Here is a 26092-nt window from a genome sequence, read left to right on the forward strand (position 1 = left end):
TGCCAGTTACCATATTTCGCGATTCTTGGAAAATTCTTGCGCGATCGGTTCAGTAAGCGGGTAGCAGCAGCGTGAATGTGGCGCCGTGACCCGGGGCCCCGTCGACCTCGAGTGATCCCCCGTGGGCCTGCGCGACCTGCTGCACCAGCGCCAGGCCCAATCCGAAACGTCGGCCCGTCCCGTCCGTGCCGTGTGCGAAACGGCCGAGGAGGCGGTCCGCCTCGGCCGGATCGAGGCCCACCCCGTCGTCGGTGACGTCGGCGGCGATCCGGCCGTCGCGGTGTCGCACGGTCACGGTGATGTGGCCGCCAACGGCCACGTGCCCGACGGCGTTGTCCACCAGGGCCGTCAACGCCCGGCGCAGGGCGGTGCGAGCACCCCGGACCACAGCCGCCCCGGTGACCTCGAGACGCAGCTCGACCTCGCGCTCCCGCGCGTACACCGACATGCTCGCCACCACCCCACGGGCCACCTCGGCCAGGTCAACCACCGTGTCCGGTGGCGGCTGGTGCTCGGTGGCGGCGACCAGCAGATCTTCGACGACCTCGCCCAGCGCCCGCGTGTCGGCCACCAACTGTTCGAGCTGATCGGTGAGCTGTTCCGCCGGCCGGGTCCGGGCTCGGCGCACGAGCAGTTGTGCGCGGGTGTGCAGCACGGTGAGCGGTGTGCGCAGCTCATGCGACGCGTCGGCGACGAAGCGACGTTGCAGGGTCAGTGCGGTGGCCAGGGGCGCTACGGCCCGCCGGGCGAGCAGCGCCGCGGCTACCAGCGCCCCGGCCAGGCCGGCCAGTTCGGCCACCAGCAGCGCGATGCCGAGTTGTTCCTGGCGCTGGCGCAGCGGCGCGAGGTCGGCGGCGACCGCCCAGCGGCTGCCGTCCACCCGGTGGTCGACCTGCACCCGGACCGGATGGTCGTCCCCCGCGTTGGTGTCGTACCGCGTCGGCTGCCGCCGTAGCGCGTCCTTCAGGACGCCGACCACCTCCGGTGCTGCACTCCTGGTCACCTCGACCGCGTCGGTTCCGCTTGCTCGGCGGGCCAGGACCTGACCGGGCGGCGGATCGTCCACGTCCTCGGCCATGCTGAGCACCTGACCCAGCTCCGCATCCAGCGCACGGGACTCCTGACGGCTGGAGAGGACGAACATCAACGCGCCGACCAGTAACAGGATGACGCCGATCGCTGCGGCGGTTTGCGCCACACTGCGCCGTCGGGCGTGGTTCAGTTGGGCCTCGTCCACCCGTCAGCCCGTACCGATTCGGTAGCCGAGACCGTGCACCGTGCTAATGGCACCGCGGCCCAGCTTGCGGCGCAGGTGATGGACGCAGGCGTCGACGCTGCCCGGGGCGTCGGCGTGGTCGAAAGTGCTGCTCAGCAACTCCGCCCGGGTGAATACCTTCGTCGGCCGACCGGCGAGGGCGCGCAGGACAGCGAACTCGCGGGCGGACAACGGAATCTCCTCGCCGTCGTCGAGCACCCGCCGGTTACCGACGTCCAACCAGCGTCGTGGCCCCAGCGGCAGTCGGCTCGCCGCGTCCTGGTGGCGGCGACGCAGCGCCCGGAGCCTCGCGAGCAGCTCGGGGACCTCGAAGGGTTTGACGAGGTAGTCCTCCGCGCCCGCGTCGAGCCCTTCCACCCGGTCGTCGAGGGACCCCCGAGCGGTGAGGAGCAGCACGGGACAGGTCACCCCGCGCTCCCGCAACCGGCTGACCAGTTGCAGGCCGTCCAGCACCGGCAGCCCTCGGTCGATGACCATGAGCTGGTAGTCGCGGGCCAGTGCGTGGTGCAGAGCGCTCTGCCCGTCGCGGGCCAGGTCGACGTTGTACCCCTCCTCGGCGAGCAGGTCGGCGAGCAGCGCGGTCAGCGCGCGGTCGTCCTCGACCAGCAGCAGGCGGGGCGGGATACTTTCCACCCGACCAGTATTGCCCTGCCAGTGATGCACGGTCGGCCAGTGCGGTGATGGCCTCGACCTCGGTGTCGGTGAGCTTGCTGCCAGCTTTCGGTGCCGGCCGACTACGGCACCCGTCCGAGGTACGCCAGCATCGTCTCGCGGCTCCTCGGCCGGCCGTACTCTCCGGTGCGCCCCATGCTCTCCCAGCCCAACGGCTATCACCGCGTCGGGTTCGTCAGAACTCCTCGTACACCGCCGGGTCCTGGTCCGCGAGACGCCCGTCCGAGCGTCCCAGCGCGGTGATGGCCTCGACCTGCGCCTCGGTCAGCGTGATGCCGAAGACGTCCAGGTTCTCGACCTGCCGCTGCGGCGAGGCGGCCTTGGGCAGCGGAATCACCTGACGGGTCACGTGCCAGGCGAGGATCGTCTGCGCCGGGCTGACGCCGTGCGCGGTCGCGATCTCCACGACGACGGGGTGCTTTTGCAGGTCGTTGCCGTGGCCGAGCGGGCTCCAACCCTGCACCAGGATCCCGTGTTCCCGGTGGTAGTCGAGCGCCTCCTGCTGCGGAAAGTACGGGTGCACCTCGATCTGGTTGACCACCGGGGCCACCCCGGTCTCGGCCACCAGTCGCTCGATGTGCTCGGGCAGGAAGTTGGAGAGCCCGATGTGCCGCACCAGGCCACGCTCACGGGCCTCGATCAGCGCCCGCCACGCCTGCACGTACAGGTCGGTCTTCGGGTTCGGCCAGTGGATCAGGTACAGGTCGACCCGGTCGAGGCCGGTGCGGAACACACTCTCCTCGATCGTGGTCAACGCCTCGTCGTAACGGTGGTGCCGCCCCGGCAATTTCGACGTGACGACCAGCTCGTCCCGCACCTCACCCGCCGCACGAGCGGCCCGACCGACCGCGCCCTCGTTCTCGTAGTTGACCGCCGAGTCGATCAACCGGTAGCCCGCCCGGATCGCCTGACCGATCGCGTCGACACCCGCCGAGCCGTTCAGTTGATACGTGCCGAGCCCGATCGCCGGCAGGGCGGTCCCGTCAGCTGCCGTCAGGTGGGGAATCGTCATGATTGGGACCCTACCTCCGAACGCCCCCGCGACCCGGGTAGCAGGTGACCAGCTCGCAGCCAGCTCTGCGTTCGGGCCGCTCAGCGACAGCGGTCAGCGGCGGGTTGGTTGACACGGGGAACATAATCGATGCAAGTTTATCTATCCCTGGGCTGAACGAGCTCCGGTCCCGTCCCCGAACACCGCTAGGAAGGGAAGCTCATGCGCAGATTTACCAGCCGAATCGCTGCGGGTCTCGCCGCCGCCTTGATCACCACACTGGCCGTGACGATACCGGCGTCGCCCGCAGCCGCTGCCGAGACGCTCAAGGTTCCCGACACCGGCCTCGTCTTCTATCAGGCCTACACGCAGATCATCGTGGGCAGGCAGGCCACGCCCGACGGTATCTGCCGCCCGGTCCCGGCCGAGGCGATCTGGGCGATCGGCTGGAATGGCTTCGGTTCCGTCTCTGGCTACCGGACCTCCGACTGCACCGGCGCTGCGTCCGAGCTCAACAACTTCCACAGCTGGCCGTACGAGGGCTACTACCTCTCCTACCGAGCCGGTTGACCAGCGTTCCCGGTGGTCGATCGCGGACGGCCACCGGGAAAGCACCGACCCGGAATTGCCCGGATCAACCCGCCGGTCAAGCAGGCGACGCCGGGACTGGGGTCATGATTACCCCCCCCGCGGGGGTGGTCAAGGTGCTCGATTTCGGTGTGGCGGCGCTGCTTGGCCCGGCCGAAGCGTCACGCCTCACCGCGACCGGCCGAACGCTCGGCACTCCCGCTTACATCGCGCCCGAGCAGGCCCAGGGGGTCCTGTTGGGCCTGCTGCTGATCTATACGCCTTGGGCTGCATTCTCTCCGAGATGCCCGACGACCTGGCGCACCTCCTGTATTGCCTGCTAGCCAAGGACCCAGCGGAAAGGCCAGCGTCGGCAGGCGAGGTCCGTCAGCTCTTGGCGCCGTTCCTCGACGACGGCGACAATCAAGGGCTCGCAGCCCTCCGAGCTGACGGTGTGAGATGCAGCGTGCCAGCGCACACCGCCTCGGTGCCGCCGCAGCTATCGCAGCACACGTTGGCGGAGTCGCGGGCGCAAGCAGGGGAGCTCGCCGAAGACGAGTGCTTCGTGCCGCTGCCGATGTGTTGGAGCGGGCCCTCCGCTCGATGCCAGAAGGCAAGGGTGAGCCGCCGGCTACCGAAGTGTCGGTGCGCTTGGATGTCGCGAACCTCCTGATGCTGGCGGGTGGCTGGACGGTCGGCGATCCTCGCCAACAGCGGCTGCAACGAGGGGGGAAAGCCGTCGGGCGCATGCACGTCCGATTGAGGTGACGTCTGGCCGCTACCGGTTTTCATGTGGCGTGCCGTCCGAGCAGGCCATGCATCAGTGTGGAGCTGGATCCAAGCGGATCGTGAGTCGCAGTCGGATTGATGGACAGCGGCCAACTCGCCGTCTTGATCCTTACCCCTGTGCGCCGGCGATGCCCGCTGAGTCCGAACTAACGCCTTCCCCGCATTTGGTGGCCCCGACGAAGTCGGCCCACGCCTGCACGGTGAAGGTGAGCTGCGGTCCTGCGGCGTGCTTTGAATCGCGCACGGCGATGATGCCGGGGAGGTTGTCGGCAACCTCGACGCAGTTGCCGCCGTTGTCGCCGCTGCGGGTGCTCTTGCGCCAGACGGCGCCGGTCAGGTCAGTCATGCCGCATCTCCCCGATGATCCTCTTGATCATGTCTCTTGATTCTGCCGCGTCGAGCGAGAGGGCCGCCAGTCCTCTCCAGGTGTCCTCGTAGGCCATCAGCTCATCCGGCTTATCCAGGTACAGCGCCCCGGTCAGCGACTCGCTGTAAACCACCGAGGGCTCCGGAGCGGTCCGACCCCCGTTGGTCGTCGGGAAGTCGAGGATCACAAACGAGCCAGCGACCGCTCCAGGGTGCGGCCCGGCAGCCAGCGGCACCACCTGCACTGAGACGTTCGGCTGCTCGGAGACTTCGAGTAGATGTTTGAGCTGGTCGGACATTACGCCGTGGCTGCCGACCACTCGACGGAGTGCCGCCTCGGAGAGCACTGCGTCCAAGCGTGGGGGCTTTGGCAGTCGACGCCTAAGCAACGCCTGTCGTTGTAGCCGCACCTCTACTGCTTGCTCACGCTCCTCGGGGCTTAGCCGACTCCCAGGCTGAAAGAGTCCGAGGGCGTAGGAGCGTGTCTGCAGCAACCCGGGAATCAGTGTCTCGCCGTACTCCCGCAGTCGAGCCGCGGCGGACTCCAGCCCCACGTACAGCTCGAACCAGTTCGGCACCGCGTCCCCGTACGCGTGCCACCAGCCCTTCGACTTCGTCTCCACGGCCAGCCCGCGCATCGCCTCGGCCATCTCGGGCGACACTCCGTACAGCTCGCACATGGCCTTGACGTCGAGCACCCGGACCGATCCCTGGCCGCATTCGAGGCGCCAGATCTTCTGCCGGCTGTACTCCAGGGCTTCGGCGGCGGCGTCGAGCGTCACCCCGGCCTCGTTGCGGAACTGTCGCAGCAGCCGGCCGAGTTGCCGGCGCGGCACTGTCGATCCGATGTCGTCGGGCATCCGTACACTCCCTGGTTCCATGACGCAACGCTGCGTGACCTACTCCTGCAACTCCTACGGGTTTCAGCAAAGAAAGTCAATGCACAACAGGGAAATTGCGCTTTAGAACGTTGCGTTCCCACTGCGGACTGTCGCAGGCTGATCACAGCACGGCGGCCGGCCGGTCCCCCGAGCGGCCGCCGTGCTTCCCGAACACCCCTCGCCCCTCCGCATCCGGAAGGCAGGCATGAACCCCAGAAACCAGCGACCAGAGTCACCGACCAGTGGCATGACCCACCGCTCCACCGCGTACACCGGTCTGTTGCCGTGGCAGGTGCGCGAGCGCCGCTTCGCGCCGACCGGGCTCGGGCGTCGCGGTCTGAACCCCGACGACGTGTACGCCTTCCTCGACCGGGTCGCCGTCGACATGGCCGCCGTCTACGCCGCTCTCGCCGAGAGCCGCCGCGAGACCGCCCGGATCAAGGCCGGCCTGCGTCGCGGGCAGGCCGATCAGGCCGACGCCCGCAACGAGCGGGGCCCGGCCCGATGAGCCAGCGGTACGTCATCCACCTGCCCGTTGTCGCCACCGACCTGCCCGCCGCGCAACGCCTGGCCCGGGTCATCGGTCGGTGGATGCTGGTGCTGCCGATGGCGGATCCGGGGGAGACCACCGTCTCCGAGGAGGATCAGCAGTTCCTCCGCCACCGGGTCTTCTGCGACCTACGGCTGCCTGGCGGTCGGCGCTGCCTCCTGCGCGACGGCCACGACGGCGACTGCACCCGCCGCTTGCGCCGATGAGGGAGGCGGAGTGCCTGGGCGCTCTACACAGGTTGGTCGACCGCTAGGCTGGCTCTCCACGGTCTCCCCACCTGGAGAAACGCCATGTCCGACAGCGTCTTCGCGCAGTTCACCGCCGCCGACGACCAGTTCGACGTCGGGTTGCTCGTGCAGCCGGCGATCAACGCGGCCCTGGTGCACAACCGGGTGCCGCTGGTCCGTCACCTCACGCTCGTCAACCGAGGCCCGGTGTCGCTGGCCGATGTCACGGTGACGCTGGAACTGCGCGGCCCGGACGGCGCGCTGACCGAGCCGTGGGCACGGACGCTGGCCGTGCCGTTGCGGCCCGGGGCGAGCACGAGCTGGGACGACTTCCGCGACTTCACCCCCGACCGGGTGCTGCTGTACCGCACCGACGAGGCGTTCCCGGTCGACTACACCCTCCGGGTGCAGGCGCGGGAGCAGGCACTGCGGCTGGTTGCCCCGTCGCGGGTGTTGGCGCACAACGAGTGGTTCAACAGCCCTGCCCTGTACGACAGCCTGGCGGCCTTCGTGCAGCCGAACACCCGGGCGGTGGAGGCGGTCCTGCGGGCAGCCGCCCAGCTCCTGCTCGCGAGGACCGGCTCCGGCTCGTTGCAGGGCTACCAGGAGGGTTCGGAGCGGGCGGCGCTGATCGCCGGCGCCGTCTACGAGGCGCTGCGCCAACTGGAGATCACCTACCAGACCCTGCCGGCGTCCTTCGAGAACACCGGCCAGAAGGTGCGCACCACCGCGGCCGTCCTGGACGGGCGGCTCGGCAACTGCCTCGACCTGTCCGTCACGTACGCCGCGTGTCTTGAGGCGGCGGGGCTGCACCCGCTCATCTTCATCAGCGCGGGCCATGCCTTCGGTGGCTTCCTGCTGGAGGAGGAACGGCTGGGCTCGGCCGCGGTGACCGAGACCAACCTGCTGATCTCGATGGTGGACTCCGGCCGGGCCGTGCCGGTCGAGCTGACCCGCATCGGGCCGGGCGCGCAGTCGGCGACCTTTACCGAGGCGGTACGCGTCGGGCTCGCCCACTTCCGCGGCGACGGCGAACGCATGCAGGGCGTCGTCGACGTGCACCTGGCCCACCGCTCGGGGATCCGCCCGCTGCCGTCGTCCGACGAACTGATCGCGCCCGCCGCGGTTGACGCCGAGGCGACGCCAAAGACAGGCGCCGAGGCGACGCCAAAGACAGGCGCCGAGGCGACGCCAGAGACGACAGCGTCCCTCGACCTGCCGCCCGGCGTTGCCGCCGCGAAGCTGCGTCAGCTCGCCGACGAGGGCGAGGAGGTGCCGCAGCGGTCCGACGGGTCGCCGGCGCGCGTCCAGCAGTGGAAGAAGTCGCTGCTGGACCTGAGCCTGCGTAACCCGCTGCTCAACCTGCCCAAGCGGGGCCGTGGGCTGGACCTGCACGTGCCGGCGGGTGCGCTGGCCCTGCTCGACGACCTGATCCACGATGGCCGTCAGGTGCAGGTCATCCCGCAGGACGACATCAGTCACGTGCACGAGCTGGCCGGGACACGTCGGGCGCAGGACCTCGACGCCGAGATCCTGACCCGGGAATTGCGTACCGACCGGCGGGTCTACGGCGCGGTCACCGACGCCCGCTACAAGACCGCGATGCGCGCGCTGCAGCGCGAGGCGCGCACGATGGAGCAGGAGACCGGCAGCAACTACCTCTACCTGACCATCGGCACCCTGGTGCACACGAAGGCGACCGGGGGAGAGGCGTACGCGCCGCTGTTCCTCCTGCCGGTGCGAATCGAGGGCGGCACCGGTCGTCGCCCGTACGCGTTGGTGATCGACGGCACCGAGGTCGCCAGCCCGAACCAGTGCCTGGTCGAGTGGTTGCGGGTCAAGCACAACGTCCGCATCCCGGAGCTGGAGTGGCCGGTCCTCGACGAGCACGGCATCGACATCGCCAAGACCCTCGCGGCGATCAACACCGGGCTGCTCGACAACCGGCTCAACTACCGCATCGACGAGACCGCCAGCCTTCGACTGTTGCAGTTCTCCACCTTCCAGATGTGGCGGGACCTCACCGACCACTGGCCCCGCTTCATGGAGAACCCGGTCGTCCGGCACCTGGTGGAGTCCTCCGGCGCCACGTTCGACGACCCCGCCCGCCCGGAGCACGACGTCGAGATCGCTGTCGACGAGGCCGACCTGCACCTGCCCATTCCCGCCGACGGGTCGCAGATGCAGGCCATCGTGCGCGCCGAACGGGGCCACTCCTTCGTCCTGGAGGGCCCGCCGGGCACCGGCAAGTCCCAGACCATCACCAACATGATCGCCCGGGCGGTCGGCGCGGGCCGGTCGGTGCTGTTCGTCGCCGAGAAGCAGGCCGCCCTGGAGGTGGTGAAGCGCCGCCTCAAGCAGGTCGGCCTCGGGCCGTTCGCGCTCGACCTGCACGGGCGTAAGCAGTCCCTCAACGCGATCCGCCAGCAGCTGCGCGACGCGCTCGACCAGCACGACCACGGCGGCGACGGCATGTGGACGGCCGTCGAGACGGCCTACCGGACGCGGCTCGCCCCGCTGACCGAGTACCCGGCCCAGGTGCACACCACCAACCCCGCCGGGATGTCACTCTGGTCGTCCTACGAGCAGACCCTGGCGTACTCCGACGGCCCCGTCGCCCCGATCCCGGTGGCTCACCTGCACGCACCCGCCCCGGCACGCGCGCAGGTGGAGACGACCCTGCGGGAGTTCCCGGCGGCCGCACGGTCGGCCCGACTCCGGGCCGCGCACCCGTGGGCGCTCAGCGGCTGCCGTACCCTCGACGGGTTGCACGGCGCCGCGGTCACCGAGATCGCCGCCGAGCTCGAACGCCTCCGCGCCGACCTCGCCGCCCACCCGCACCTGGTGGAGTTGCTGCGGACGCTGCCCGCCCCGGAGACGGTGAGCGAGCTGCAGGCGGGCGCCTGGCTCGCCGTACGCGGACTGCTGCCGGACCGGCAGACCACCCTGCGCGCCAGCGACCGGCGGTGGGATGAGGCGGTGGCCCGGCTCCAGTCGGACCTGGCGGCGTTCCGGCAGGGCTTCGCCGATGAGTTGGCCACCTTCCGGCCGGACGTGTTCGCCCGTGCGGAGTTGGCCGGCTGGCACGCCGAGGCGCAGGAGGTGGCCAGGAGGCTGTTCGGCAAACGCAAGCGGTGGCAGGCCATCGTGGACCGGCTGGCCGTACACCTGGTTGCCGGTGCGACCCTCGACGCCGAGCGGGTGGAGGTGACCACCGGTCGGCTGGTGGCCGCCCAGGCCCAGGCGGCGGCCCTCCACCAGCAGGTTGTCGCTGTCGGCGGACTGCTGCTGTCGCGGTGGCAGCCCACCGACCCCCACGCACCGGAGCGGTTGACCGAGGCGGTCGAGGCGACCCACGTCGGCCGGACGCTCCTGGCCCGGCACCCGCGGGCCTGGGAGCTGTTCCACGGCCGGTTCACCGACGTCGACGCGGGGTTGCTCGACCGGTTCGCCTCGCGGTGGCGGGCCTGGCGCGGGGTGCTGCGCTCCGGTGCGGCCGAGCTGACCCTGTGGGCCGCCGGTTCGCACTGGACCGACGCCTGGCAGCGCGACGGTGCGACCTGGCTGCACGAGTTGCGGAGCGAGGAGTTGTTCCCGCTGCGTCGCTGGGCGACGGTCCTAGCGCACGCCGACGTGCTCACCTCCGCCGGTCTCACCGACTTTCGGGACCAGCTGCTGCGCGTCGAGGTGCCCGCGCACCTCGCCGAGGAGGTCTACCGGCGGTCAGTCGCGACGGCGTCCCTCGCCGAACGGGTACGGGCCGGCGGCCTGCAGTACTTCGACCCGGAGCTGCACGACGACGAGATCAGCCAGTTCGAGGCGGCGGCCGGCGAGCTGCGGGCCGCGCTGCCGACACAGTTGCCGTCGGTGCTGGTGCGCCGCCGCCCCTTCAGCCCGACCGACCGGCGGGGCCGCTTCGCGGACTTCGCGGCGGAGCTGCGCCGCAAGCGGGGCGGGCGGTCCTTCCGGGAGCTGTTCGAGCAGTACCCGGACGCGGTGCTGGCGTTGACCCCGTGTGTGCTGGTCAGCCCCGCGTCCGCGGCGAACTTCCTGGCACCGGGGAGCCAGCGCTTCGACCTGGTCATCTTCGACGAGGCGTCGCAGATCCGGGTGGCCGAGGCGATCGGCGCGATGGGCAGGGGCAGCGCCGTGGTGGTGGTCGGCGACTCCCGGCAGATGCCGCCGAGCAGCATCATGCAGGCCAGCCACGCCGTCGACGAGGTCGACGAGGGCGACGGCCCGGTGCTGGAGGACCTGGAGAGCATTCTCAGCGAGACCGTCGAGTCGGGGTTGCCGCAACGGTGGCTGTCCTGGCACTACCGCAGCCACGACGAGTCACTGATCGCTTTCTCCAACCGCTACTACTACGACAACAAGCTGTCCAGCCTCCCGTCGCCCGGCGCCGCCAGCTCCGCCGGGGTCACCTGGCGGCGGGTCGACGGCCAGTACGACCGGGGTGGGTCCCGGACCAACGAGGTCGAGGCGCGGGCGATCCTCGCGGACATCACCCGGCGGTTGCACGACCCGGCGACCGCCACCCAGTCCGTCGGCGTGGTCACCTTCAACATCCAGCAGCGGGACCTCATCCTCAACCTGCTGGAGGAGAGCACCGATCCGATCATCCGCGAGCACCTCTCCGACGCGGTGCCGGAGCCGATCTTCGTGAAGAACCTGGAGAACGTGCAGGGCGACGAGCGCGACGTCGTCCTGTTCTCGCTGGCCTTCTCCACCAACCCGGAGACCGGCCAGCTTCCGCTGAACTTCGGGCCGCTCAGCCAGGCCGGCGGCGAGCGGCGGCTCAACGTGGCCATCACCCGTGCCCGCCGTCAGGTCGTCCTCTACTCGTCCTTCGACCCGTCCGACATCGACCTGAGCCGCACGTCCGCGCTGGGCACCCAGCACCTGCGGGCGTACTGCGAGATGGCCGCCGCCGGCGCGGACCGCCTGGGCGACCTCACCACCGACCGCACCCAGCGGCGCAGTCGGATCCGCGAGGAGGTGGCGGCGGCGCTGCGCGAGCGCGGCCACGAGGTCCGCACCTCGCACGGCCTCTCCGACTTCACAGTCGACATCGCCGTACGCCGACCAGGCGCACCACGCTGGCAGGTGGCCGTCATGCTCGACGGCCCGGACTGGAGTGCCCGCCCCACGGTGGCCGACCGGGACTCGGCGCCCGCGCTCCTCCGCTCGATCATGGGGTGGCCGCAGGTTGTGCGGTTCTGGTTGCCGGCGTGGATCCGCGACCGGTCGGCGCTGCTCGTCCGGGTCGACGAAGCGCTCACCCAGGCCGACGCCCTCGCGACCGACCAGCCGGACCTCGGCTCGTCGGCGGTCGCGCAGGGCATCGAGCTGCCGCGGCCGCGCGCCGTCACGGACGTGGAGCAGCAACCCTCGACACCGGCCGCCGAGTTGCCGCAACCGCGTCTCGCGGCGGACGAGGAGCCCCTCCCGGGCGTGTCGGCGCCACCCGTCACCGCGCTCGCCGCGGTGCAGGTCACGCCGGGCGCCGCCGACACCAGCACCGCAACCCCATTCGTCGCGTACCTGCCAACCTCGCTCGGAGACCAGGCCGACCTTGACCTCCTGGCCACCGACCAACGGGTACGTGAGCTGATGCGGACCGCACTCCGCGAGATCATCGAGGCAGAGGGGCCCATCGAGCAGCACCGGCTCGCACGCCTCGCCCTCGCGCGGTTCGGCTTCCACCGGACCCGGGAGGACAGACGTATCGCCGTACTCGCGCTCGTCGACCCCCGGCGACTGCACACGCACCCGACCGTGAGCCGGTACGCCTGGCCCGAGGGCGTCGATCCGCAGACGTACCGCGCGTACCGGGTCACTCAGGCGAGCAACGACCGCGCGTTCGAGGAGGTGCCACCGGAGGAGGTGGCCAACGCTCTCGTGCACGCGCTGGAGGGCGTACCGGGCATGGACGAGGAGCGGCTGCTGCGCGCCGGCCTGGAGCGGCTCGGCTACCGCCGCCGCACCGAAAAGATCAACAAGCTACTCCGGTACGGGCTGCGGGTCGCCGTGACCAGCGGTCGCCTCCGCGTCGACCAGGACGGCCGCCTCACCAGCGCCTGACGGCCCGGCTGACGTCAGCTTGCGAACAGCATCCTTGTCGGGAACTCGCCGCTGGACCGCCAAGCCTTCACGATCTTTGCCGTGATAGCACCGGCGGCGGAATCGACATCGCCATCATCGATCTGGGTGCCGAGGGTGCGTGGATCGATTGTCAGGATCCGGTCGAACTTGCCGTCCAAACCGAACTCGTATCGGATTTCGTCCGCAGCCGCCTCGACACGTCGCGCGGTCACCATCATTCCCATGTCCGCATCCTCCGATGGTTGCCCCACCAACGCGACATCATTGACTGCCGGGGTCACTCGATTCCGGGAAACCGGCTGAGTAGGTCGCGTTGACCAGCTCCTGAAGATGCTGGATGACGGCGATCTTGTGCTCGGTTTCCGGCAGTTGTCGCTCGCCAGCCGTCACGAGTCCGTTGCGCAGGTGGCTGACGATCTCCTGCTGCGCTGCAGCGGGTAACTCGTCGATCCACAATGAGCCGAGATTGTTGTCGACGATCTCCTGCAGATGGTTGGCGGTCTGCCGGTCCGAGAGGCGGGAGATCACGAACTCGAGCGTCCAGTCGAACAGTCCTCCGGTCGCGGTCCAGTCGACACCGGGTTTCAGCACAATGAGGCCAGCCATTATTTCCCTACGATGAATACTCGTGGACCGAGGTTCCGGTCCGTAATGAACTGCTCGATACGGGCTACCTGTTCCGGGTTGAACTGCACGACGTCCACCGGCACCAGGTCTGCTTTGTCTAGATGTCGCTCAATCTGATACTGCAGTTGCGGCCACTGGCGGTCAAAGAACTGGGCCGGAAAGTTGCCCACCGCATCGTAGGTCCGCCCGGCGTCATCGACCCAGTCGGCAGAGGAGTCCGCCGGAGCGCGCTGCAGCCGCACGCCCACTTCCTGCTCCAACCGGGCCGCCGTCTCCGCCTCGCCCGGACGAAATCTCCCGGTGGCCGGATCCATGCCGAGATCGTGGACTCGTTGCTGCTCCGTAACCGTATGGCCTGGGGTCTCGCGAGGTGGCTCAGGTTCTGGCGCGTGCCGGCTCGGCGGCGACTCACCTTGCTGGAGTCGCCCCAACGCCTGCTTGAGTTTCTCGATGAGGTCGCCGAGCCGGCGCATCTCCGGAATGAGCCGCCGCAGGCTGGCCAGCAGCCCGCGCAGCAGCCGCGCGATCCGCGCCCCCCACGACGCGACCAACGTCGTCACCTGCTCCACCACCAGCGGCGCGGCCAGTCCACCGGTGATGACGAGTTCGCCCGCGTACACGATGAGGCGGGACACGCAGGTGGCGATGGCGTCGCGGACCAGGAGCCGGACGGCAGCCACCAGGCCGGCGGCGCCTTCGGTGATCGCGGCCATGGTGTCGGCGCCCTGGGCGAGGCCGGTGATGGCCTGCTGTTGTTCGGCGGCCCAGCCCCGGTAGGCGGGGCCGGCACTTCCGCCCCAGCCGGCGACGTCGGTGCGGACGGCGCGGGCCAGTTCGGCGGCTTCGTCGCGGAGGGAGGCGGCGACGTTGCGCCAGGTCTGGGCGTGTGCGGTGATCTGCGCGGGGTCGCCGGCGAGCCAGTCCAGTGCCTCGCTGAGGGGCTTGACGTGTTCGATGAGCCAGGCAATCCCGTACTGGAGCAGGGCGCCGACCGGGTCGGAGACGAAGGCGAGGGCGTCCAGGCTCGCGCTCACGACGCCGAGGCTGCCGTCTACCCAGCTGCCGTTGCGGACGCCCTGCGCGATGAGTTCGATGTCCTCGCAGATCCACACCCCCGCCCAGGCGCTGGGTGGGGTGTCCGCAGCGGCGGCGACGAGTGGATTGGACGTCACCGCTGCTGCCGCACCCCGTCGAGCAGTTGCCTGGCGTGGGCGTCCGAGTGTCGGTAGCGGTCCGCGCTGGTCCGCAGCCTCCCGGCGGTGTCCCGCACGGACCCGGCGGCGGCGCCGATGCCGTCGACCAGGGTTCGCTGCAGGCCGTCGAGCAGCACCGGCATCATCGCGCAGAGCTGCCCGTAGGCGTCGGTGCCCAACCGGACGTGCTGGCCGGCCTGCTGGGCGGTGTCGAGGCTGCTGGCACAGCGATCGAGACGTGCGGCGTGGGCGGTGAGGTCGTCCGGGTCGACCTCGATGCCGTCACCGGCGGGCATCGTCTGATCCCTGGTCGTGGAGAAGCCGGCTGCGGTACGAGTTGATGATCGCCCGGGTGCTCGCGTCGTCGCCCAGTGACTCCGTGGCTGCGTCGCTGACCTGTCGGAGCAGGTCGGCGCGCGCGGCGGTGGTGGTCTCCAGGATCTGCCGAGCGGTGCGCGCCGCGGGTTGTTGCCGGCTGAGCTCGTCGAGCCGCAGGTCGATGAGCAGGCCGGCCGAGTCGACGGTGACGTGGACAGTGCGATCGGCGTTGCGGGCGGTGCCGGTCAGCTCCCGCATCGTCGCCGACAGGGTCCTGGCTCGTTCCGCCCGCGCGGCGAGCGATGATTCCCACTCGTCAAGTCGGCCTTCGGCCGTGTCGAGCGCGGCGTCGTCCACCCACATGTCGACCCTCCCCAGGAACCGGCGACATCACCGGCACGCTACCAACCGGTGGCGCTGCGTGCGTGCCCCTCAGGGTGGTCGACGAGGACGGGCCGCCCGCCGCGCGATCTTGCACTTAACTGCCGCGACACGTGACGCAGAGTCCCGCGTCTCGGCGACAGAAAGTGCGAGATCGACGCAACAGGCACGGCGTACGCGAATCCGAACCGCGTGCCGATCAGCTCGACAAGGATTGTCCCCGTGACGAGCAGCAGACCACTGCGGGGGTGGAGCAGCCGGACCGCCTGGGAGGGGAGGTTCAACGCTCCGCTGCGCGCGTTCCTGCGTACCGAGACCGGCGGTGCCCGGGTGGTGCTGGTCGCCGCGGTGGTGGCTCTCGCGTGGGCCAACCTGCACGTCCGGTCGTACGAGTCGGTCTGGGGCACGTCGTTCTCGGTCCAGCTTGGCGACTGGCCGGTGTCGCACGACCTGCGGACCTGGGTCAACAGCGGCCTGATGACCTTCTTCTTCCTGGTGGCCGGGTTGGAGTTGCGCCGCGAGTTCGACATTGGCGAGCTGCGGGAGCGCCGTCGCCTGGCGTTGCCGATGCTGGCCGGCTTCGGCGGCATGCTCCTGCCGATCGCGATCTATCTCGCGATCAACGCCGGACGTGGCACCGCCGCGGGTTGGGGTGTGGTGATGGCCACGGACACGGCGCTCGCGCTCGGTGCGCTGGCCGTCTTCGGGCCGCGTTTCTCCGATCGGCTGCGGGGTTTCCTGCTGACCGTCTCCGTCGTCGACGACCTGCTGGCGATCGCGGTGTTGGCGATCGCCTACCCGAAGCATCCGTCGCCGATGGCGCTGCTGGTCGCGGTGGGAATCTTCGCCCTCGTTCTGCTGGTGCGGGGCTGCGGTGTGCGACTCGGGCCGGTCTACGCGCTGCTGGGGGTGGCGGCCTGGGTCGCCGTCTCGAAATCCGGTGTCGACCCGGTCGCGGTGGGTCTGGTGATGGGATTGCTGACCTACGCCTACGTCCCCGGTCGCGACGACCTGCAGCGGGCGAGCGACCAGTTCCGTCTCTTCCGGGAACAGCCCACCCCGCAGCTCGCCCGGATGGCGCGGGCCGGGCTCACCTCGGCGGTGTCGCCGAACGATCGGCTGCAAACTCTCTACCATCCGTGGGCGAGTTACGTGGTCGTGCCGCTCTTCGCACTGGCGAACGCCGGAATCGTCGTCGACGGTGAGCTGCTGGCCCGGGCCGTGACCTCGCCGGTCACGCTCGGCGTCGTGGTCGCGTACGTCGTCGGCAAGCCGGCCGGGATCGTGGCCACCTCGTGGCTGGTGGCGCGGCTGACCGGCAACCGGTTCCGGCCGCCGGTGGGCTGGCTCGCCGTCGCGGGGGTCGGCACAGTCTCCGGCATCGGGTTCACCGTCGCCCTCCTGATCGCCACCCACGCCCTCAGCGGCCCCGCCCTGGACGAGGCGAAACTCGGCATCCTCGTCGCGACCCTCGGCGCGTCCCTCGTCACCTGGCTGGTGTTCCGCTCGGCCGGGCGGATGTCGCCGGCACGGCGTAGCCGGGCGCTGCTGGGCGTCACCGAGGGGATCGTCGACCTGATGCTGCCGGTCGACGAGCGGCGCGACCACATGCGCGGGCCGGTCGAGGCACCGGTGACGGTCGTGGAGTACGGCGACTTCGAGTGTCCCTACTGCGGTCAGGCCGAGCCGGTGGTCCGGGAACTGCTCGCCGACTTCGCCAACGTCCGGTACGTCTGGCGGCACCTGCCGCTCACCGACGTCCACTCCCATGCCCAACTCGCCGCGGAGGCCGCCGAGGCGGCGGGGGCGCAGGGCGCGTTCTGGGAGATGCACGACCTGCTGCTCGCACACCAGGACGCCCTCGACCCCACCGAGGTGCTCGGCTACGCCGAACAGTTGGGCCTGGACCTCGATGAGTTCCGGGAGCACATGGTGAAGCGGATGGGCGTCGACCGGGTCGCCGAGGACGTGGACTCCGCCGACCTCAGCGGTGTCACCGGCACCCCGACGTTCTTCATCAACGGCCGGCGGCACCACGGCGCGTACGACATGGCGGCGCTCTCGGCGGCGGTGAAGGGGGCGTTCGCCAGTGCGAAGCTCCGTCCCGAATACCACCCTCGGGATCCCGGGCGTCGGGAGAGCGGCCCGGCGACCTGACCGCACGGCCGCGGGGTCGTTGTCGTCTCCGGGTCAGAACACGATGATCGGCCACCACCGGCGAGCCCGGCGTATATCCCACCCGCCGGTTCAGGAAGCGGACGCCACGACGTCAACGCGGAACGTCTGATCGCCCTCGCCTGTGCACGGCTCCTGCACGAGTTCGGCACCACTGACCGTCTCGCCGCCACGAATGCCGAGACAGAGCTCGCTGTGCACGGGCCGGAGCCGGTAACCCTCCAGCGGAGCGGCGACCGACTCGACCCGGAACAATTGCGTTGGCCCACCGGCTGCGCAGTCATTCCGGGGTTCGAGCATGCCCGCCGCGGAGCCGCTGGCCAGCACTGTCAGGCAACCCACTCCGTGCTGTGGGTGGCTCCACTTGATCTGGAAGCGGTCTCCGTCGACCGGCACGAGTAGCGTCCTGGGCGGCTCGGCGTCCTCGCACGATCGTTGCACCGCGACGGCCCCGTCGTAGCGTCCGGTGTGCTCCCGCCCCTCGGTCAGGCAGAGCGCCGGTGTCCGCGCGGGGTGGATGCGGACGACACTGCCACCGGCGGGCAGCGCCAGCCGGCTCTTGGGCGCCGGGCCAGCTTCCCGGGCACGCGGCGACTCTCCGGTGTCGCGGACCAACAGCCAACCGCCCACTGCGAGCAGCGCCGCCACGGTCACACCTGCGGCGGCCCTGACCAAAGTACGCCAGAGGACGGCGCGGGCCCGCTCGGGAGCATGCTGATCGGTGACCTGAGCCGATTGCCCGGGCGGTGGCTCATTCCCGTTCGCCGCGTCGGCTTCGTTGGCCAACCGATTGAGGGTGGCCAACCAGGCGGCAACCTGGTTGTCGTCCCCCGTGCACGCACGAACAAAGGCGGCCAGCAATTCCGCGCGAGGCAGGCCCGGCCGACCCAACATGTCCGCTACGGTGCTGCGGGCCAGAACCTCGCCGTGGCTTGCCGCCCGGTGCTCGAGCTGCCGGAACGTGTACCCCGACTGATCTTTCATCAGCCGCAGGAGCTGCACGAACTCGGCCTTGTCACGAACTGCGTCCGGCCGAACACTTCCCGCATCCATGGGTCTCCATACTGCCCGAGGTGACCACCGAGATCAATCTGCGTTAGCGGCACCGTCCGGACGGGCAGGCCGGACAAGCTCCTGGCCTGCCCGGACAGTGCTCCGCCTGTCCGGGACTGGAGCGACCCATTGCCGGACGTGATCGTCCAGGTAAGCCTTGATCGCACAGACAACCTTCCGGAAAGGGCACTGATGAAAGCGACGCGGCGAAGACTTTGGACGGTCCTGACGGGGGAGGGGTGCGGCTCCCACGGGACCGGCGTCTGCCTCAAGGTCCGCACCAGCGATGCCCACACCCACCGCGCATGCGGCTACCGGTTCTGAACCGGCCACCATCATCCATTGGACACTTCATACAGGAGACATCCGTGAGAAAAGCAATTCGTGCGGCACTGGTTGCCGCAGTCGCGGCGGCGTCCGCCACGTTCATTGGCACGGGCACGGCTTACGCCGCCGGTGACACCCAGCTCGGCATCGACGTGGGCAACATCGCCTGGGAGCAGTACACCTCCACCAGCTCAACGGTTTCGGTCCGCCGATCGGAGGCCGGCAACGCGAACTGCAACTACTACACCGGGTTCTGGACCGACGCGGACAACGACCGCAGGACCAGCCACGCTTCGGCCGCCTGCAGCCCCGCCAAGACCACCTCGGGCACCATGTACAGCGATGGTGTCAAGCAATCAATGCCGGTGAGCTGGCGTTCCCGGGCCTGGTGCGCGGACTTCGCGAAGTACGCCTTCTACTGGGGCACGGCCGAATACTCGGGGATCACGCCGCACTCATCAAGTTTCATCACCTATGGCAACAACAATGGCACCTGGCACTCCAGGGGTAGCGGCTATATCCCCCGCAAGGGCGACGCTGTGGTTATCAACTATGACGGCGGCGAGACGGATCACGTTGCCATCGTCACCTCGTACTACCCAGACACGGTGGAAAAGGGCTACTTCTACGTTGTCGGTGGGAACCAATCCGATGGCGTCACCCACGTGAAGTGGTACCCGTCGAACACCAGCATTGTCGGCTACGCCTCGCCGAAGGCGAAGTAGGCAGCAGGTCAGCCGGGGGCGGGCCGTCCGGCTCGCCCCCGGCAGGCTCCCGGCGGATTGCCCCGGCCCTGTTCACGGGTTGTTCCGGCGGGCGTCATGTCGGACAGTTGGGATCAGGAAAGCACGGCAACACCGTCTGCCTTCCGGAAGGTATCCCTCCATGTCGCACTCACCCCGGACGCTGCCGCGTCGTCACTTCCTCGCCCTCGGAGGTGTCGCCGCCGGCGCGACGCTCCTCGCGGCCGAGCCCGCCTCGGCGAGCAGCGGCGCGTCGAGCGACCACGTCAGCCTGCCCGGCTACGCGTTCACCCTCGGTGTCGCGTCCGGCGACCCGTCGCCCGACGGCGTCGTGCTCTGGACCCGTCTGGCACCGGACCCGCTCGCCCTCGACGGGCTCGGCGGCATGCCCGACCGCGCCGTGCAGGTGCGGTGGGAGGTGGCCGAGGACGAGCGGTTCCGCCGGGTGGTGCGCCACGGCGTGGAGCGTGCCACCGGCGACTGGGCGCACTCGGTGCACGCAGAGGTGCACGGCCTGCGGCCGGACCGCGGGTACTGGTACCGGTTCCGCGTCGCGGGCCAGGTCAGCCCGGTCGGGCGCACGCGTACGGCCCCGCGGCCGGGGGCCGGCCTGCAGTCGATGACGTTCGCGTTCGCGAGCTGCCAGGCGTACACGGACGGTTTCTTCACCGCGTACGAGCACCTGGCCCGGGAGGACCTGGACCTGGTGGTCCACCTCGGTGACTACATCTACGAGGGAGCCGGCGCCGGCACGATCGGTCGCCCGCACACCCCGGCGGCGGAGACGTTCGCCCTGACCGACTACCGGATCCGCTACTCGCAGTACAAACTCGACCCGGCACTCCAGGCGGCGCACCGGGCCGCACCCTGGGTGGTCGCCCCGGACGACCACGACGTGGAGAACAACTGGTCCGGTGACCACTCGCAGCCGGACACCGAGCCGGACCAGGACCCGGCGGTGTTCCGGCTGCGCCGGGCCGCCGCCTACCAGGCGTACTACGAGAATCTGCCGCTGCGCCGCTCGTCCATGCCCAAGGGTCCGGAAATGCAGGTCTACCGCCGCCTGACGTTCGGTGACCTGCTCCAGCTCGACGTGCTCGACACCCGGCGCTTCCGCGACCAGCAGCTCACCGACCAGTCGCTGCGCTGGGACCCGAACCGGCAGATCCTCGGCGCCAAGCAGGAGGCCTGGCTGTTGGCCGGCCTCGGCGCGTCGCGCGCACGCTGGAACGTCCTCGGCAACCAGGTCTTCGCGATGGAGGCCGACCACACCGACGGCCCGACCGAGACGTTCGGTATGGACACCTGGGACGGGTACGCGGCGGCCCGGCAGCGGCTCTTCGACGGTCTGGCGAAGCGCAACGTCGAGAACTTCCTCGTCGTCACCGGCGACGCGCACCGCAGCGTTGCCGCCGACCTCAAGCTGAACTTCGCCGACCCGGCCTCCCGCACGATCGGCACCGAGTTCCTCGGCACCTCGATCAGCTCGGGCGGCAACGGCACGGACACGGACGCGCTCGGGGTGACCTGGCTGGCCGAGAACCCGCACATGAAGTTCCACAACTCCCAGCGTGGATACCAGGTGGTGCACCTCGGCCGTCGCGAGATGCGCACCGACTACCGCGTCGTGCCGTACGTCGACGTGCCCGGCGCCCCGGTCGCGACGCGGGCCAGCGTCTACGTGCAGAGCGGCCGGCCCGGGGTGGCGCACGTGTCGGCGTAGCGGGACGACCGCCTGGCGGTTGGCCACCGGGCCGGGTCTCCGGTGCCGGCGACCAACCGCCGGGCGGGTGCCACCCGATGCGGGCGTTTCGGGCCGTTACCGCACCTGCGCCACGATCACGACCCATGCTGGACGCGGGGACCGGAGCCGCGGCGGGGAGAGTGCGGGACTCGGCGGCCCGCACGCAGGGGTCCGAGCCCGGGGGGACTGCTCATGTCCGAGGCCAGCCGCGCCGACGGCGCAGTGGCGCGGTCCGCGTCCGGCGCGGTGCGTGTCGCGTTCGCCTTCTGGATCACGCTCGTGGGCACCACCGTGCCGACCCCGCTCTATCCGCTCTACGAGCTGGAGTTCGGCTTCTCGTCGTTGACCGTGACAGTGGTCTACGCGCTGTACGCGCTGGGCGTGGTCGTCGGGTTGCTGGTTTTCGGTCGGCTCTCCGACCAGATCGGCCGCCGCCCGGTCATCCTCGTCGCGCTGCTGCTCTCTGTCGCCGCGGACGCCGTCTTCCTGGCTGCCGTGGACCTGGCGATGATCATCGTGGGTCGGATCCTCGCCGGCTTCTCCGCCGCGCTGATCATCGGTGCGGCGACCGCGGCGTTGGCAGAGTTGATCAGCCCACGGCATCCGAAGCGGGCCGCCACCGTGTCGATCTTCGCGAACCTGGGCGGCCTCGCCACCGGCACCCTGCTGTCCGGGATCGTGTCGGACGTGGCACCCGACCCGCTCCGGCTGCCCTGGCTGATCGTGCTGGTCCTGGCGGTGGCCGCGATCATCGCCCTGCGCGGCGTACCGGAGACGGTGCGGGAGCGCTCGCCGGTGACGCTGCGGGTGCAACGGTTGCGCATCCCGGCGAACATCCGTGGCGCCTTCGTCCGCTCGGCGATCACCGCTGGGGCCGGCTTCGCCGCGCTCGGCGTACTCACGTCGGTGACCGGGCTGTTCCTCGGCATGGTCCTGCACGAGACCTCGCACACCCTGGCCGCGCTCGTGGTCTTCGTGGCGTTCGCCGGTGCCGCGTTCGGTCAGCTGTTGACCCGTGTGCTGTCCTCGCGCGCCGCGCTGGCCAGCGCCTGCGTCGGTCTGATCGTGGGGTCTGGTCTGCTCGCGGTCAGCATGTGGATGGCCCTGCTGGCGACGCTGCTCGTCAGCTCGGCGATCATCGGGGTGGCGTCCGGGGTGGCGGTCGGCGACGGCATCGCGACGATCACGACGAAGACCGAACCGCAGCATCGGGCCGAGGCGGTGTCCACCTTCTTCGCCATCCTGTTCGCCATGCTCGGCGTGCCCGCCGTCGGGGTCGGTCTGCTGATCCAGGGCATCGGTCTGCGTCCCGCCGGCGAGATCTTCGGCGCGGTGGTGGCGGTGCTCGCCCTGGTCGTCCTGCTCAGTCTCGTCCGAGGCGGCCGGGCCCGGCCCGCGCACTGAGCACCGGCCGGCAGGTCTTGCGTTCGCACCGCGGCTGCGAGTGAGGTGTCCTCATGACGTTCACCACCCGACCCACGTTGCGGGGCACCTTCGGCATGGTCTCCTCCACGCACTGGCTCGCCAGCCAGTCGGCCATGGGCATCCTGGAACGCGGAGGCAACGCCTTCGACGCGGCGGTCACCGCCGGGTTCGTCCTGCACGTCGTCGAGCCGCACCTCAACGGGCCGGGCGGCGAGGTGCCGGCCATCGTGGCCACCGCGGCGGACCCCAGGCCGACGGTGCTGTGCGGGCAGGGGCCCGCACCGGCCGGCGCCACCATCGCGCACTTCCGGTCCCTCGGGATGGATCTCATCCCGGGTGCCGGGCCGCTCGCGGCCGCCGTACCCGGTGCCGTGGACGCCTGGCTCCTGCTGCTGCGCGAGCACGGCACACGCACCCTCGCCGAGGTGCTGGAGCCGGCCATCGGCTACGCCGGCGCCGGCCATCCCGTGGTGGGTCAGGTCGGTGCCACCGTGGCGGCCGTCCGGTCGCTGTTCGAGGACCACTGGCCGACCTCCGCCGCACTCTGGCTGCGCGGCGGCCGGCCACCGGCGCCGGGGGAGCTGGTCACCAACCCGGCGTACGCGGACACCCTGCGCCGGCTGGTCAAGGCGGGCCAGGCGGCCGGTGCCGACCGGGAGGCGCAGATCGAGGCCGCGCGCCGCGCCTGGAGTACGGGGTTCGTGGCCGAGGCGATCGACACGTTCAGCCGGCAGCCGTTCCAGGACTCCAGCGGACGGCCACACGCCGGGCTGGTCACCGGCGACGACCTGGCGGCGTACTCGGCGACCTGGGAGGCGCCCGCCACCCTCGACTGGCACGGCTACTCGGTGGCGAAGACCGGCTTCTGGGGCCAGGGCCCGGTGCTGCTGGAGTCGTTGGCGACCCTGGACGCGCTCGACGATCCCGGCGCCTACGACCCGGGCACCGCGGCCGGAGTGCACGCCCAGGTCGAGGCGCTCAAGCTCGCCTTCGCCGACCGGGAGGCCTGGTACGGCGACGGCCACGACGTGCCGGGCGAAGCGCTGCTCTCCCGGGAGTACGCGCGCCAGCGGGCGGCCCTGATCGGCGATCGCGCGTCGGCGCAGGTGCGGCCGGGGCGCCCCGACGGACTGCGGCCCCGCCTGCCGGCCCAGGCCCGACCCGACGCCGCGCGACGTACGCACGCGACGGACCCGACGACGGGGGAGCCGACCGTACGCGCGGACGGGGTGACCCGCGGCGACACCTGCCACGTGGACGTGGTCGACCGCTGGGGCAACATGATCTCCGCGACGCCCAGTGGTGGCTGGTTGCAGAGTTCGCCGACCATTGCCGACCTCGGCTTCCCGCTGGGCAGCAGGTTGCAGATGTGCTGGCTTCAGGAGGGGCTCGCCTCGTCGTTGGCGCCGGGCCGTCGGCCGCGTACGACGCTGAGCCCGACGATGGTGCACCGCGACGGGGAGCCGGTGCTGGCCTGCGGGACACCCGGCGGTGACCAGCAGGACCAGTGGCAGCTGCCGTTCCTGCTGCGGCATCTCGTCGCCGGTCAGCCGCTGCAGGAGGCGATCGACGCGCCGGCCTGGCACACGCTCAGCCTGCCGGGGTCGTTCTATCCACGCGAGATGGAGCCCGGCGTCCTGGTGGTGGAGGACCGGCTCGACGAGGGCGTGCGGGCGGCCCTGCGGGCGTACGGGCACGAGGTGCGGGTCACCGACGGATGGAGCCTGGGCCGGCTGTGCGCGGTGACCCGTGACCCGTCGACGGGCGTGCTGGCCGCCGGTGCCAACCCCCGGGGGATGCAGGGCTACGCGTGCGGCCGTTAGACGCCGCGCGCGAACAGGGCGAGGCGTACCCGGTTGGGGCTGTCGGTCTTGGTCATCAGGCTGGTGATGTGGGTCTTCACCGTGGTGACACCGATGTGCAGCCGGTCGCCGATCTCGGTGTTGGACAGGCCCTCGGCGACCAGGTCCAGGACGTCGCGTTCGCGGGCGGTCAGACCCTGCACCAGCCGTGGTGTCTCGGGTCGGGCGTGCACCGCGCGCTGGACGAGACGCCGCAGCACCTCCGGGCTGAACGGGCTGTCACCGACGGCGGCCCGGCGGATGCCGTCGAGCAGCTCGGTCGGCGGCGCGTCCTTGAGGAGGAACCCGCAGGCGCCGGCGGTCAGGGCGGGGTAGAGGTGGTCGTCGTCGCCGAACGTGGTCAGCACCAGGATGCGGGTGGTGGGGCGGTCGGCGAGGATCCGGCTGGTCGCGGTGATCCCGTCGACTCCGGGCATGCGCAGGTCCATGACGACGACGTCGGGCAGGAGCCGCCCGGCCAGCGGGATCGCCTCGCGGCCGTTGTCGGCCTCGCCGACGACCTCGATGTCAGGTTGGGCGTCGCAGAGCATGCGCAGCCCGGCTCGGATGAGGTGCTGGTCGTCGACCAGCAGCACCCGGATCACGCCGGCTCCGGCGCGGGCGAACCGGCGGGGGCCGTGCGGTCGCGGGGCACCGGGCGGGCGGGCGGCTCGGCGGGGGCCGGGAGCACGGTGCGCACCCGCCACCCCGTCGGTGTCGGGCCGGCCTCCAGTCGACCGCCGAGAACCTCGACGCGCTCGCGCATCCCGGTGATGCCGTGCCCGCCACCGGTCGGCGCGCCCACCGGCACCCCACCGTGTCCGTTGTCGGCGACCTCCCAGTGCACGGCATCGTCGCGGACGGTGACCACGAGGTGGGCGAACGCGGACGTCCCCGCGTGTTTGGCCACGTTGGTCAGCGCCTCCTGGGTCAGTCGCAGCACCGCCATGCCGCGGACCGCGTCGAGCGAACCGATCGCCGGATCGAGGTCGGCCTCCACTGTGACACCGGCCTGGCGGGCCCGGTCGACGGACGCGCCGATCGCCGCCGGCAGCGCCGAGGGTTCGATCGCGGTCAGCGCCGCGTCACCGCGTACCCCGTCGGGGTCGCGCAGCACCGCGACCAGCCGGCGCAGCTCCGCCAGCGCCGCGGTGCCGGTGCCGTGCACGTCGTCGAACACCTCGCCCACCCGGGGGTCCAGGTCGGTGAGCACGTGCCGGGCCACGCCGACCCGCAGGACCATCGACGCCACGTGGTGCGCGACGACGTCGTGCAGCTCGCGGGCGATGGCGGCGCGTTCGTCGGCGCGCGCCGCGCGGTGCTCCGACTGGTGCTGGCGCTGCTCGGCCACGGCCCGCTCGACGGCCTGCCGACTCAACTCCCGGTTGGTGCGGATGACCAGGCCGAGCAGCACCGGCACGCCGACCTCCAGGGCCAGCCCGACGACCCCGGAGGCGACCTGGTTGGCCGGGGCGCCGATCGAGTCGATCAGGTCGACCACGACCAGCAACGCGGCGGACAGCCAGATGACCCGGGGGCGGTGTGCCCGCATGGTGACCTCGAGCAGCGCCCAACTGGCACCGACCTGGTTGATCGTGAAGTCGTCGACCAGGCCGATCGCGACCACCAGCAGGGCGGCCTGGGTCAGCAGGCTGACCACCGGCCAACGGTGTGTCGCGAGCGCCACCACGAACGCGAGCACCGCGAGGGTCCACTGTGTCCCGTTCGGTGTCCTGGTGGAGTGGGGGACGAAGATCAGGTAGCAGATCCCGCTGAGGTCGAGCAGCACCATCCGCACGAGCGTGTCCCGCATGTCGAACAGTCGCCCCGGCCATCCCACG

General features: G+C 70.7%; 23 protein-coding genes. 10 read left to right on the forward strand and 13 right to left on the reverse strand.

Going from position 1 to position 26092, the window contains the following annotated elements; all coding sequences use genetic code 11:
• Positions 1-49: 49 nt before the first annotated feature.
• From AB0B14_RS01555 to AB0B14_RS01565, 3 genes are all read right to left on the reverse strand, one after another.
• Positions 50-1237 carry a HAMP domain-containing sensor histidine kinase gene (locus AB0B14_RS01555; RefSeq protein ID WP_357520582.1) on the reverse strand — a complete coding sequence of 396 codons (1188 nt, stop codon included), beginning with the start codon at positions 1235-1237 and terminating at the stop codon, positions 50-52.
• A 3-nt stretch (positions 1238-1240) separates the two neighbouring features.
• On the reverse strand, positions 1241-1909 hold the full coding sequence (locus AB0B14_RS01560; protein WP_357520584.1) for a response regulator transcription factor: 669 nt from the start codon (positions 1907-1909) through the stop codon (positions 1241-1243).
• Between the two features lie 214 nt (positions 1910-2123).
• Positions 2124-2960, reverse strand: coding sequence for an aldo/keto reductase (locus AB0B14_RS01565; RefSeq protein WP_357520586.1), 837 nt, complete (start codon positions 2958-2960; stop codon positions 2124-2126).
• Positions 2961-3161: 201 nt separating this feature from the next.
• Here AB0B14_RS01565 and AB0B14_RS01570 point away from each other — a divergent pair, with 201 nt between their 5' ends.
• Positions 3162-3509: a hypothetical protein gene (locus AB0B14_RS01570; RefSeq protein WP_357064096.1), complete on the forward strand. Its 348-nt coding sequence runs from the start codon at positions 3162-3164 to the stop codon at positions 3507-3509.
• Positions 3510-3643: 134 nt separating this feature from the next.
• The gene (locus AB0B14_RS01575; RefSeq protein WP_357520588.1) at positions 3644-3850 is read left to right on the forward strand and encodes a hypothetical protein; all 207 of its coding nucleotides are present in this window, start codon (positions 3644-3646) and stop codon (positions 3848-3850) included.
• Between the two features lie 554 nt (positions 3851-4404).
• Here AB0B14_RS01575 and AB0B14_RS01580 read toward each other — a convergent pair.
• Both AB0B14_RS01580 and AB0B14_RS01585 read right to left on the reverse strand, forming a co-directional pair.
• Complete coding sequence (locus tag AB0B14_RS01580) at positions 4405-4641, reverse strand: DUF397 domain-containing protein (protein ID WP_357520590.1); 237 nt, start codon at positions 4639-4641, stop codon at positions 4405-4407.
• Positions 4634-5521: a helix-turn-helix transcriptional regulator gene (locus AB0B14_RS01585; RefSeq protein ID WP_357520592.1), complete on the reverse strand. Its 888-nt coding sequence runs from the start codon at positions 5519-5521 to the stop codon at positions 4634-4636. The genes AB0B14_RS01580 and AB0B14_RS01585 overlap by 8 nt, the downstream gene beginning before the upstream one ends.
• Positions 5522-5789: 268 nt before the next feature.
• Here AB0B14_RS01585 and AB0B14_RS01590 point away from each other — a divergent pair, with 268 nt between their 5' ends.
• The 3 genes from AB0B14_RS01590 to AB0B14_RS01600 all read left to right on the forward strand — a co-directional run bounded on the left by AB0B14_RS01590 (position 5790) and on the right by AB0B14_RS01600 (position 12403).
• On the forward strand, positions 5790-6050 hold the full coding sequence (locus tag AB0B14_RS01590) for a DivIVA domain-containing protein (RefSeq protein ID WP_357520594.1): 261 nt from the start codon (positions 5790-5792) through the stop codon (positions 6048-6050).
• Positions 6047-6298 carry a hypothetical protein gene (locus AB0B14_RS01595; protein WP_357520596.1) on the forward strand — a complete coding sequence of 84 codons (252 nt, stop codon included), beginning with the start codon at positions 6047-6049 and terminating at the stop codon, positions 6296-6298. The genes AB0B14_RS01590 and AB0B14_RS01595 overlap by 4 nt, the downstream gene beginning before the upstream one ends.
• A gap of 84 nt (positions 6299-6382) precedes the next feature.
• Positions 6383-12403, forward strand: a complete 6021-nt coding sequence (locus tag AB0B14_RS01600; protein ID WP_357520598.1) for a DUF4011 domain-containing protein — start codon at positions 6383-6385, stop codon at positions 12401-12403.
• Between the two features lie 14 nt (positions 12404-12417).
• Here the strand turns inward: AB0B14_RS01600 and AB0B14_RS01605 are convergent, their stop codons facing one another.
• Genes AB0B14_RS01605 through AB0B14_RS01625 form a run of 5 tightly spaced genes read right to left on the reverse strand, consistent with a single transcriptional unit; the run spans position 12418 to position 14925 of the window.
• Positions 12418-12648, reverse strand: a complete 231-nt coding sequence (locus tag AB0B14_RS01605) for a hypothetical protein (protein ID WP_357520600.1) — start codon at positions 12646-12648, stop codon at positions 12418-12420.
• Between the two features lie 37 nt (positions 12649-12685).
• On the reverse strand, positions 12686-13030 hold the full coding sequence (locus AB0B14_RS01610; protein WP_357064075.1) for a hypothetical protein: 345 nt from the start codon (positions 13028-13030) through the stop codon (positions 12686-12688).
• Positions 13030-14223, reverse strand: coding sequence for a WXG100 family type VII secretion target (locus AB0B14_RS01615; protein WP_357520602.1), 1194 nt, complete (start codon positions 14221-14223; stop codon positions 13030-13032). The genes AB0B14_RS01610 and AB0B14_RS01615 overlap by 1 nt, the downstream gene beginning before the upstream one ends.
• Positions 14220-14540, reverse strand: a complete 321-nt coding sequence (locus AB0B14_RS01620; protein WP_357520604.1) for a type VII secretion target — start codon at positions 14538-14540, stop codon at positions 14220-14222. Before AB0B14_RS01620 ends, AB0B14_RS01615 begins: the two co-directional genes overlap by 4 nt.
• On the reverse strand, positions 14527-14925 hold the full coding sequence (locus AB0B14_RS01625; protein WP_357520606.1) for a YbaB/EbfC family DNA-binding protein: 399 nt from the start codon (positions 14923-14925) through the stop codon (positions 14527-14529). The genes AB0B14_RS01620 and AB0B14_RS01625 overlap by 14 nt, the downstream gene beginning before the upstream one ends.
• A 240-nt stretch (positions 14926-15165) precedes the next feature.
• Between AB0B14_RS01625 and nhaA the strand changes: the two genes are divergently transcribed.
• Positions 15166-17100 (forward strand): Na+/H+ antiporter NhaA, encoded by a 1935-nt coding sequence (gene nhaA, locus AB0B14_RS01630; RefSeq protein ID WP_357520608.1) that lies wholly within the window; start codon positions 15166-15168, stop codon positions 17098-17100.
• A gap of 90 nt (positions 17101-17190) precedes the next feature.
• Here the strand turns inward: nhaA and AB0B14_RS01635 are convergent, their stop codons facing one another.
• Complete coding sequence (locus AB0B14_RS01635) at positions 17191-18171, reverse strand: RICIN domain-containing protein (RefSeq protein WP_357520610.1); 981 nt, start codon at positions 18169-18171, stop codon at positions 17191-17193.
• A gap of 368 nt (positions 18172-18539) precedes the next feature.
• On the opposite strand from AB0B14_RS01635, the gene AB0B14_RS01640 reads away from it, so the two are divergent.
• The 4 genes from AB0B14_RS01640 (at position 18540) to AB0B14_RS01655 (ending at position 24233) form a co-directional block, all read left to right on the forward strand.
• Positions 18540-19223 (forward strand): CHAP domain-containing protein, encoded by a 684-nt coding sequence (locus AB0B14_RS01640; RefSeq protein WP_357520612.1) that lies wholly within the window; start codon positions 18540-18542, stop codon positions 19221-19223.
• A 160-nt stretch (positions 19224-19383) separates the two neighbouring features.
• On the forward strand, positions 19384-20964 hold the full coding sequence (locus AB0B14_RS01645) for an alkaline phosphatase D family protein (protein WP_357520614.1): 1581 nt from the start codon (positions 19384-19386) through the stop codon (positions 20962-20964).
• A gap of 213 nt (positions 20965-21177) precedes the next feature.
• On the forward strand, positions 21178-22389 hold the full coding sequence (locus AB0B14_RS01650; protein WP_357064052.1) for an MFS transporter: 1212 nt from the start codon (positions 21178-21180) through the stop codon (positions 22387-22389).
• Between the two features lie 53 nt (positions 22390-22442).
• On the forward strand, positions 22443-24233 hold the full coding sequence (locus AB0B14_RS01655; protein ID WP_357520616.1) for a gamma-glutamyltransferase family protein: 1791 nt from the start codon (positions 22443-22445) through the stop codon (positions 24231-24233).
• On the opposite strand, the gene AB0B14_RS01660 is transcribed toward AB0B14_RS01655, so the two are convergent.
• Together AB0B14_RS01660 and AB0B14_RS01665 are read right to left on the reverse strand one after the other, a co-directional pair.
• Complete coding sequence (locus tag AB0B14_RS01660; RefSeq protein ID WP_357064046.1) at positions 24230-24856, reverse strand: response regulator transcription factor; 627 nt, start codon at positions 24854-24856, stop codon at positions 24230-24232. The genes AB0B14_RS01655 and AB0B14_RS01660 overlap by 4 nt on opposite strands.
• Positions 24853-26091 carry a histidine kinase gene (locus tag AB0B14_RS01665; protein WP_357520618.1) on the reverse strand — a complete coding sequence of 413 codons (1239 nt, stop codon included), beginning with the start codon at positions 26089-26091 and terminating at the stop codon, positions 24853-24855. Before AB0B14_RS01665 ends, AB0B14_RS01660 begins: the two co-directional genes overlap by 4 nt.
• Between the last annotated feature and the right edge of the window lies 1 nt (position 26092).

Source organism: Micromonospora sp. NPDC049171, assembly GCF_040648275.1.
Classification (GTDB): Bacteria; Actinomycetota; Actinomycetes; order Mycobacteriales; family Micromonosporaceae; genus Micromonospora.

Bases quoted from the DNA above. Each gene is read 5' to 3' on its own strand.
- AB0B14_RS01565 (WP_357520586.1), bottom strand. From the start codon at position 2,960: ATGACGATTCCCCACCTGACGGCAGCTGACGGGACCGCCCTGCCGGCG.
- AB0B14_RS01570 (WP_357064096.1), top strand. From the start codon at position 3,162: ATGCGCAGATTTACCAGCCGAATCGCTGCGGGTCTCGCCGCCGCCTTG.
- AB0B14_RS01580 (WP_357520590.1), bottom strand. From the start codon at position 4,641: ATGACTGACCTGACCGGCGCCGTCTGGCGCAAGAGCACCCGCAGCGGC.
- AB0B14_RS01585 (WP_357520592.1), bottom strand. From the start codon at position 5,521: ATGCCCGACGACATCGGATCGACAGTGCCGCGCCGGCAACTCGGCCGG.
- AB0B14_RS01590 (WP_357520594.1), top strand. From the start codon at position 5,790: ATGACCCACCGCTCCACCGCGTACACCGGTCTGTTGCCGTGGCAGGTG.
- AB0B14_RS01595 (WP_357520596.1), top strand. From the start codon at position 6,047: ATGAGCCAGCGGTACGTCATCCACCTGCCCGTTGTCGCCACCGACCTG.
- AB0B14_RS01600 (WP_357520598.1), top strand. From the start codon at position 6,383: ATGTCCGACAGCGTCTTCGCGCAGTTCACCGCCGCCGACGACCAGTTC.
- AB0B14_RS01605 (WP_357520600.1), bottom strand. From the start codon at position 12,648: ATGGGAATGATGGTGACCGCGCGACGTGTCGAGGCGGCTGCGGACGAA.
- AB0B14_RS01610 (WP_357064075.1), bottom strand. From the start codon at position 13,030: ATGGCTGGCCTCATTGTGCTGAAACCCGGTGTCGACTGGACCGCGACC.
- AB0B14_RS01620 (WP_357520604.1), bottom strand. From the start codon at position 14,540: ATGCCCGCCGGTGACGGCATCGAGGTCGACCCGGACGACCTCACCGCC.
- AB0B14_RS01625 (WP_357520606.1), bottom strand. From the start codon at position 14,925: ATGTGGGTGGACGACGCCGCGCTCGACACGGCCGAAGGCCGACTTGAC.
- AB0B14_RS01635 (WP_357520610.1), bottom strand. From the start codon at position 18,171: ATGGATGCGGGAAGTGTTCGGCCGGACGCAGTTCGTGACAAGGCCGAG.
- AB0B14_RS01645 (WP_357520614.1), top strand. From the start codon at position 19,384: ATGTCGCACTCACCCCGGACGCTGCCGCGTCGTCACTTCCTCGCCCTC.
- AB0B14_RS01650 (WP_357064052.1), top strand. From the start codon at position 21,178: ATGTCCGAGGCCAGCCGCGCCGACGGCGCAGTGGCGCGGTCCGCGTCC.
- AB0B14_RS01655 (WP_357520616.1), top strand. From the start codon at position 22,443: ATGACGTTCACCACCCGACCCACGTTGCGGGGCACCTTCGGCATGGTC.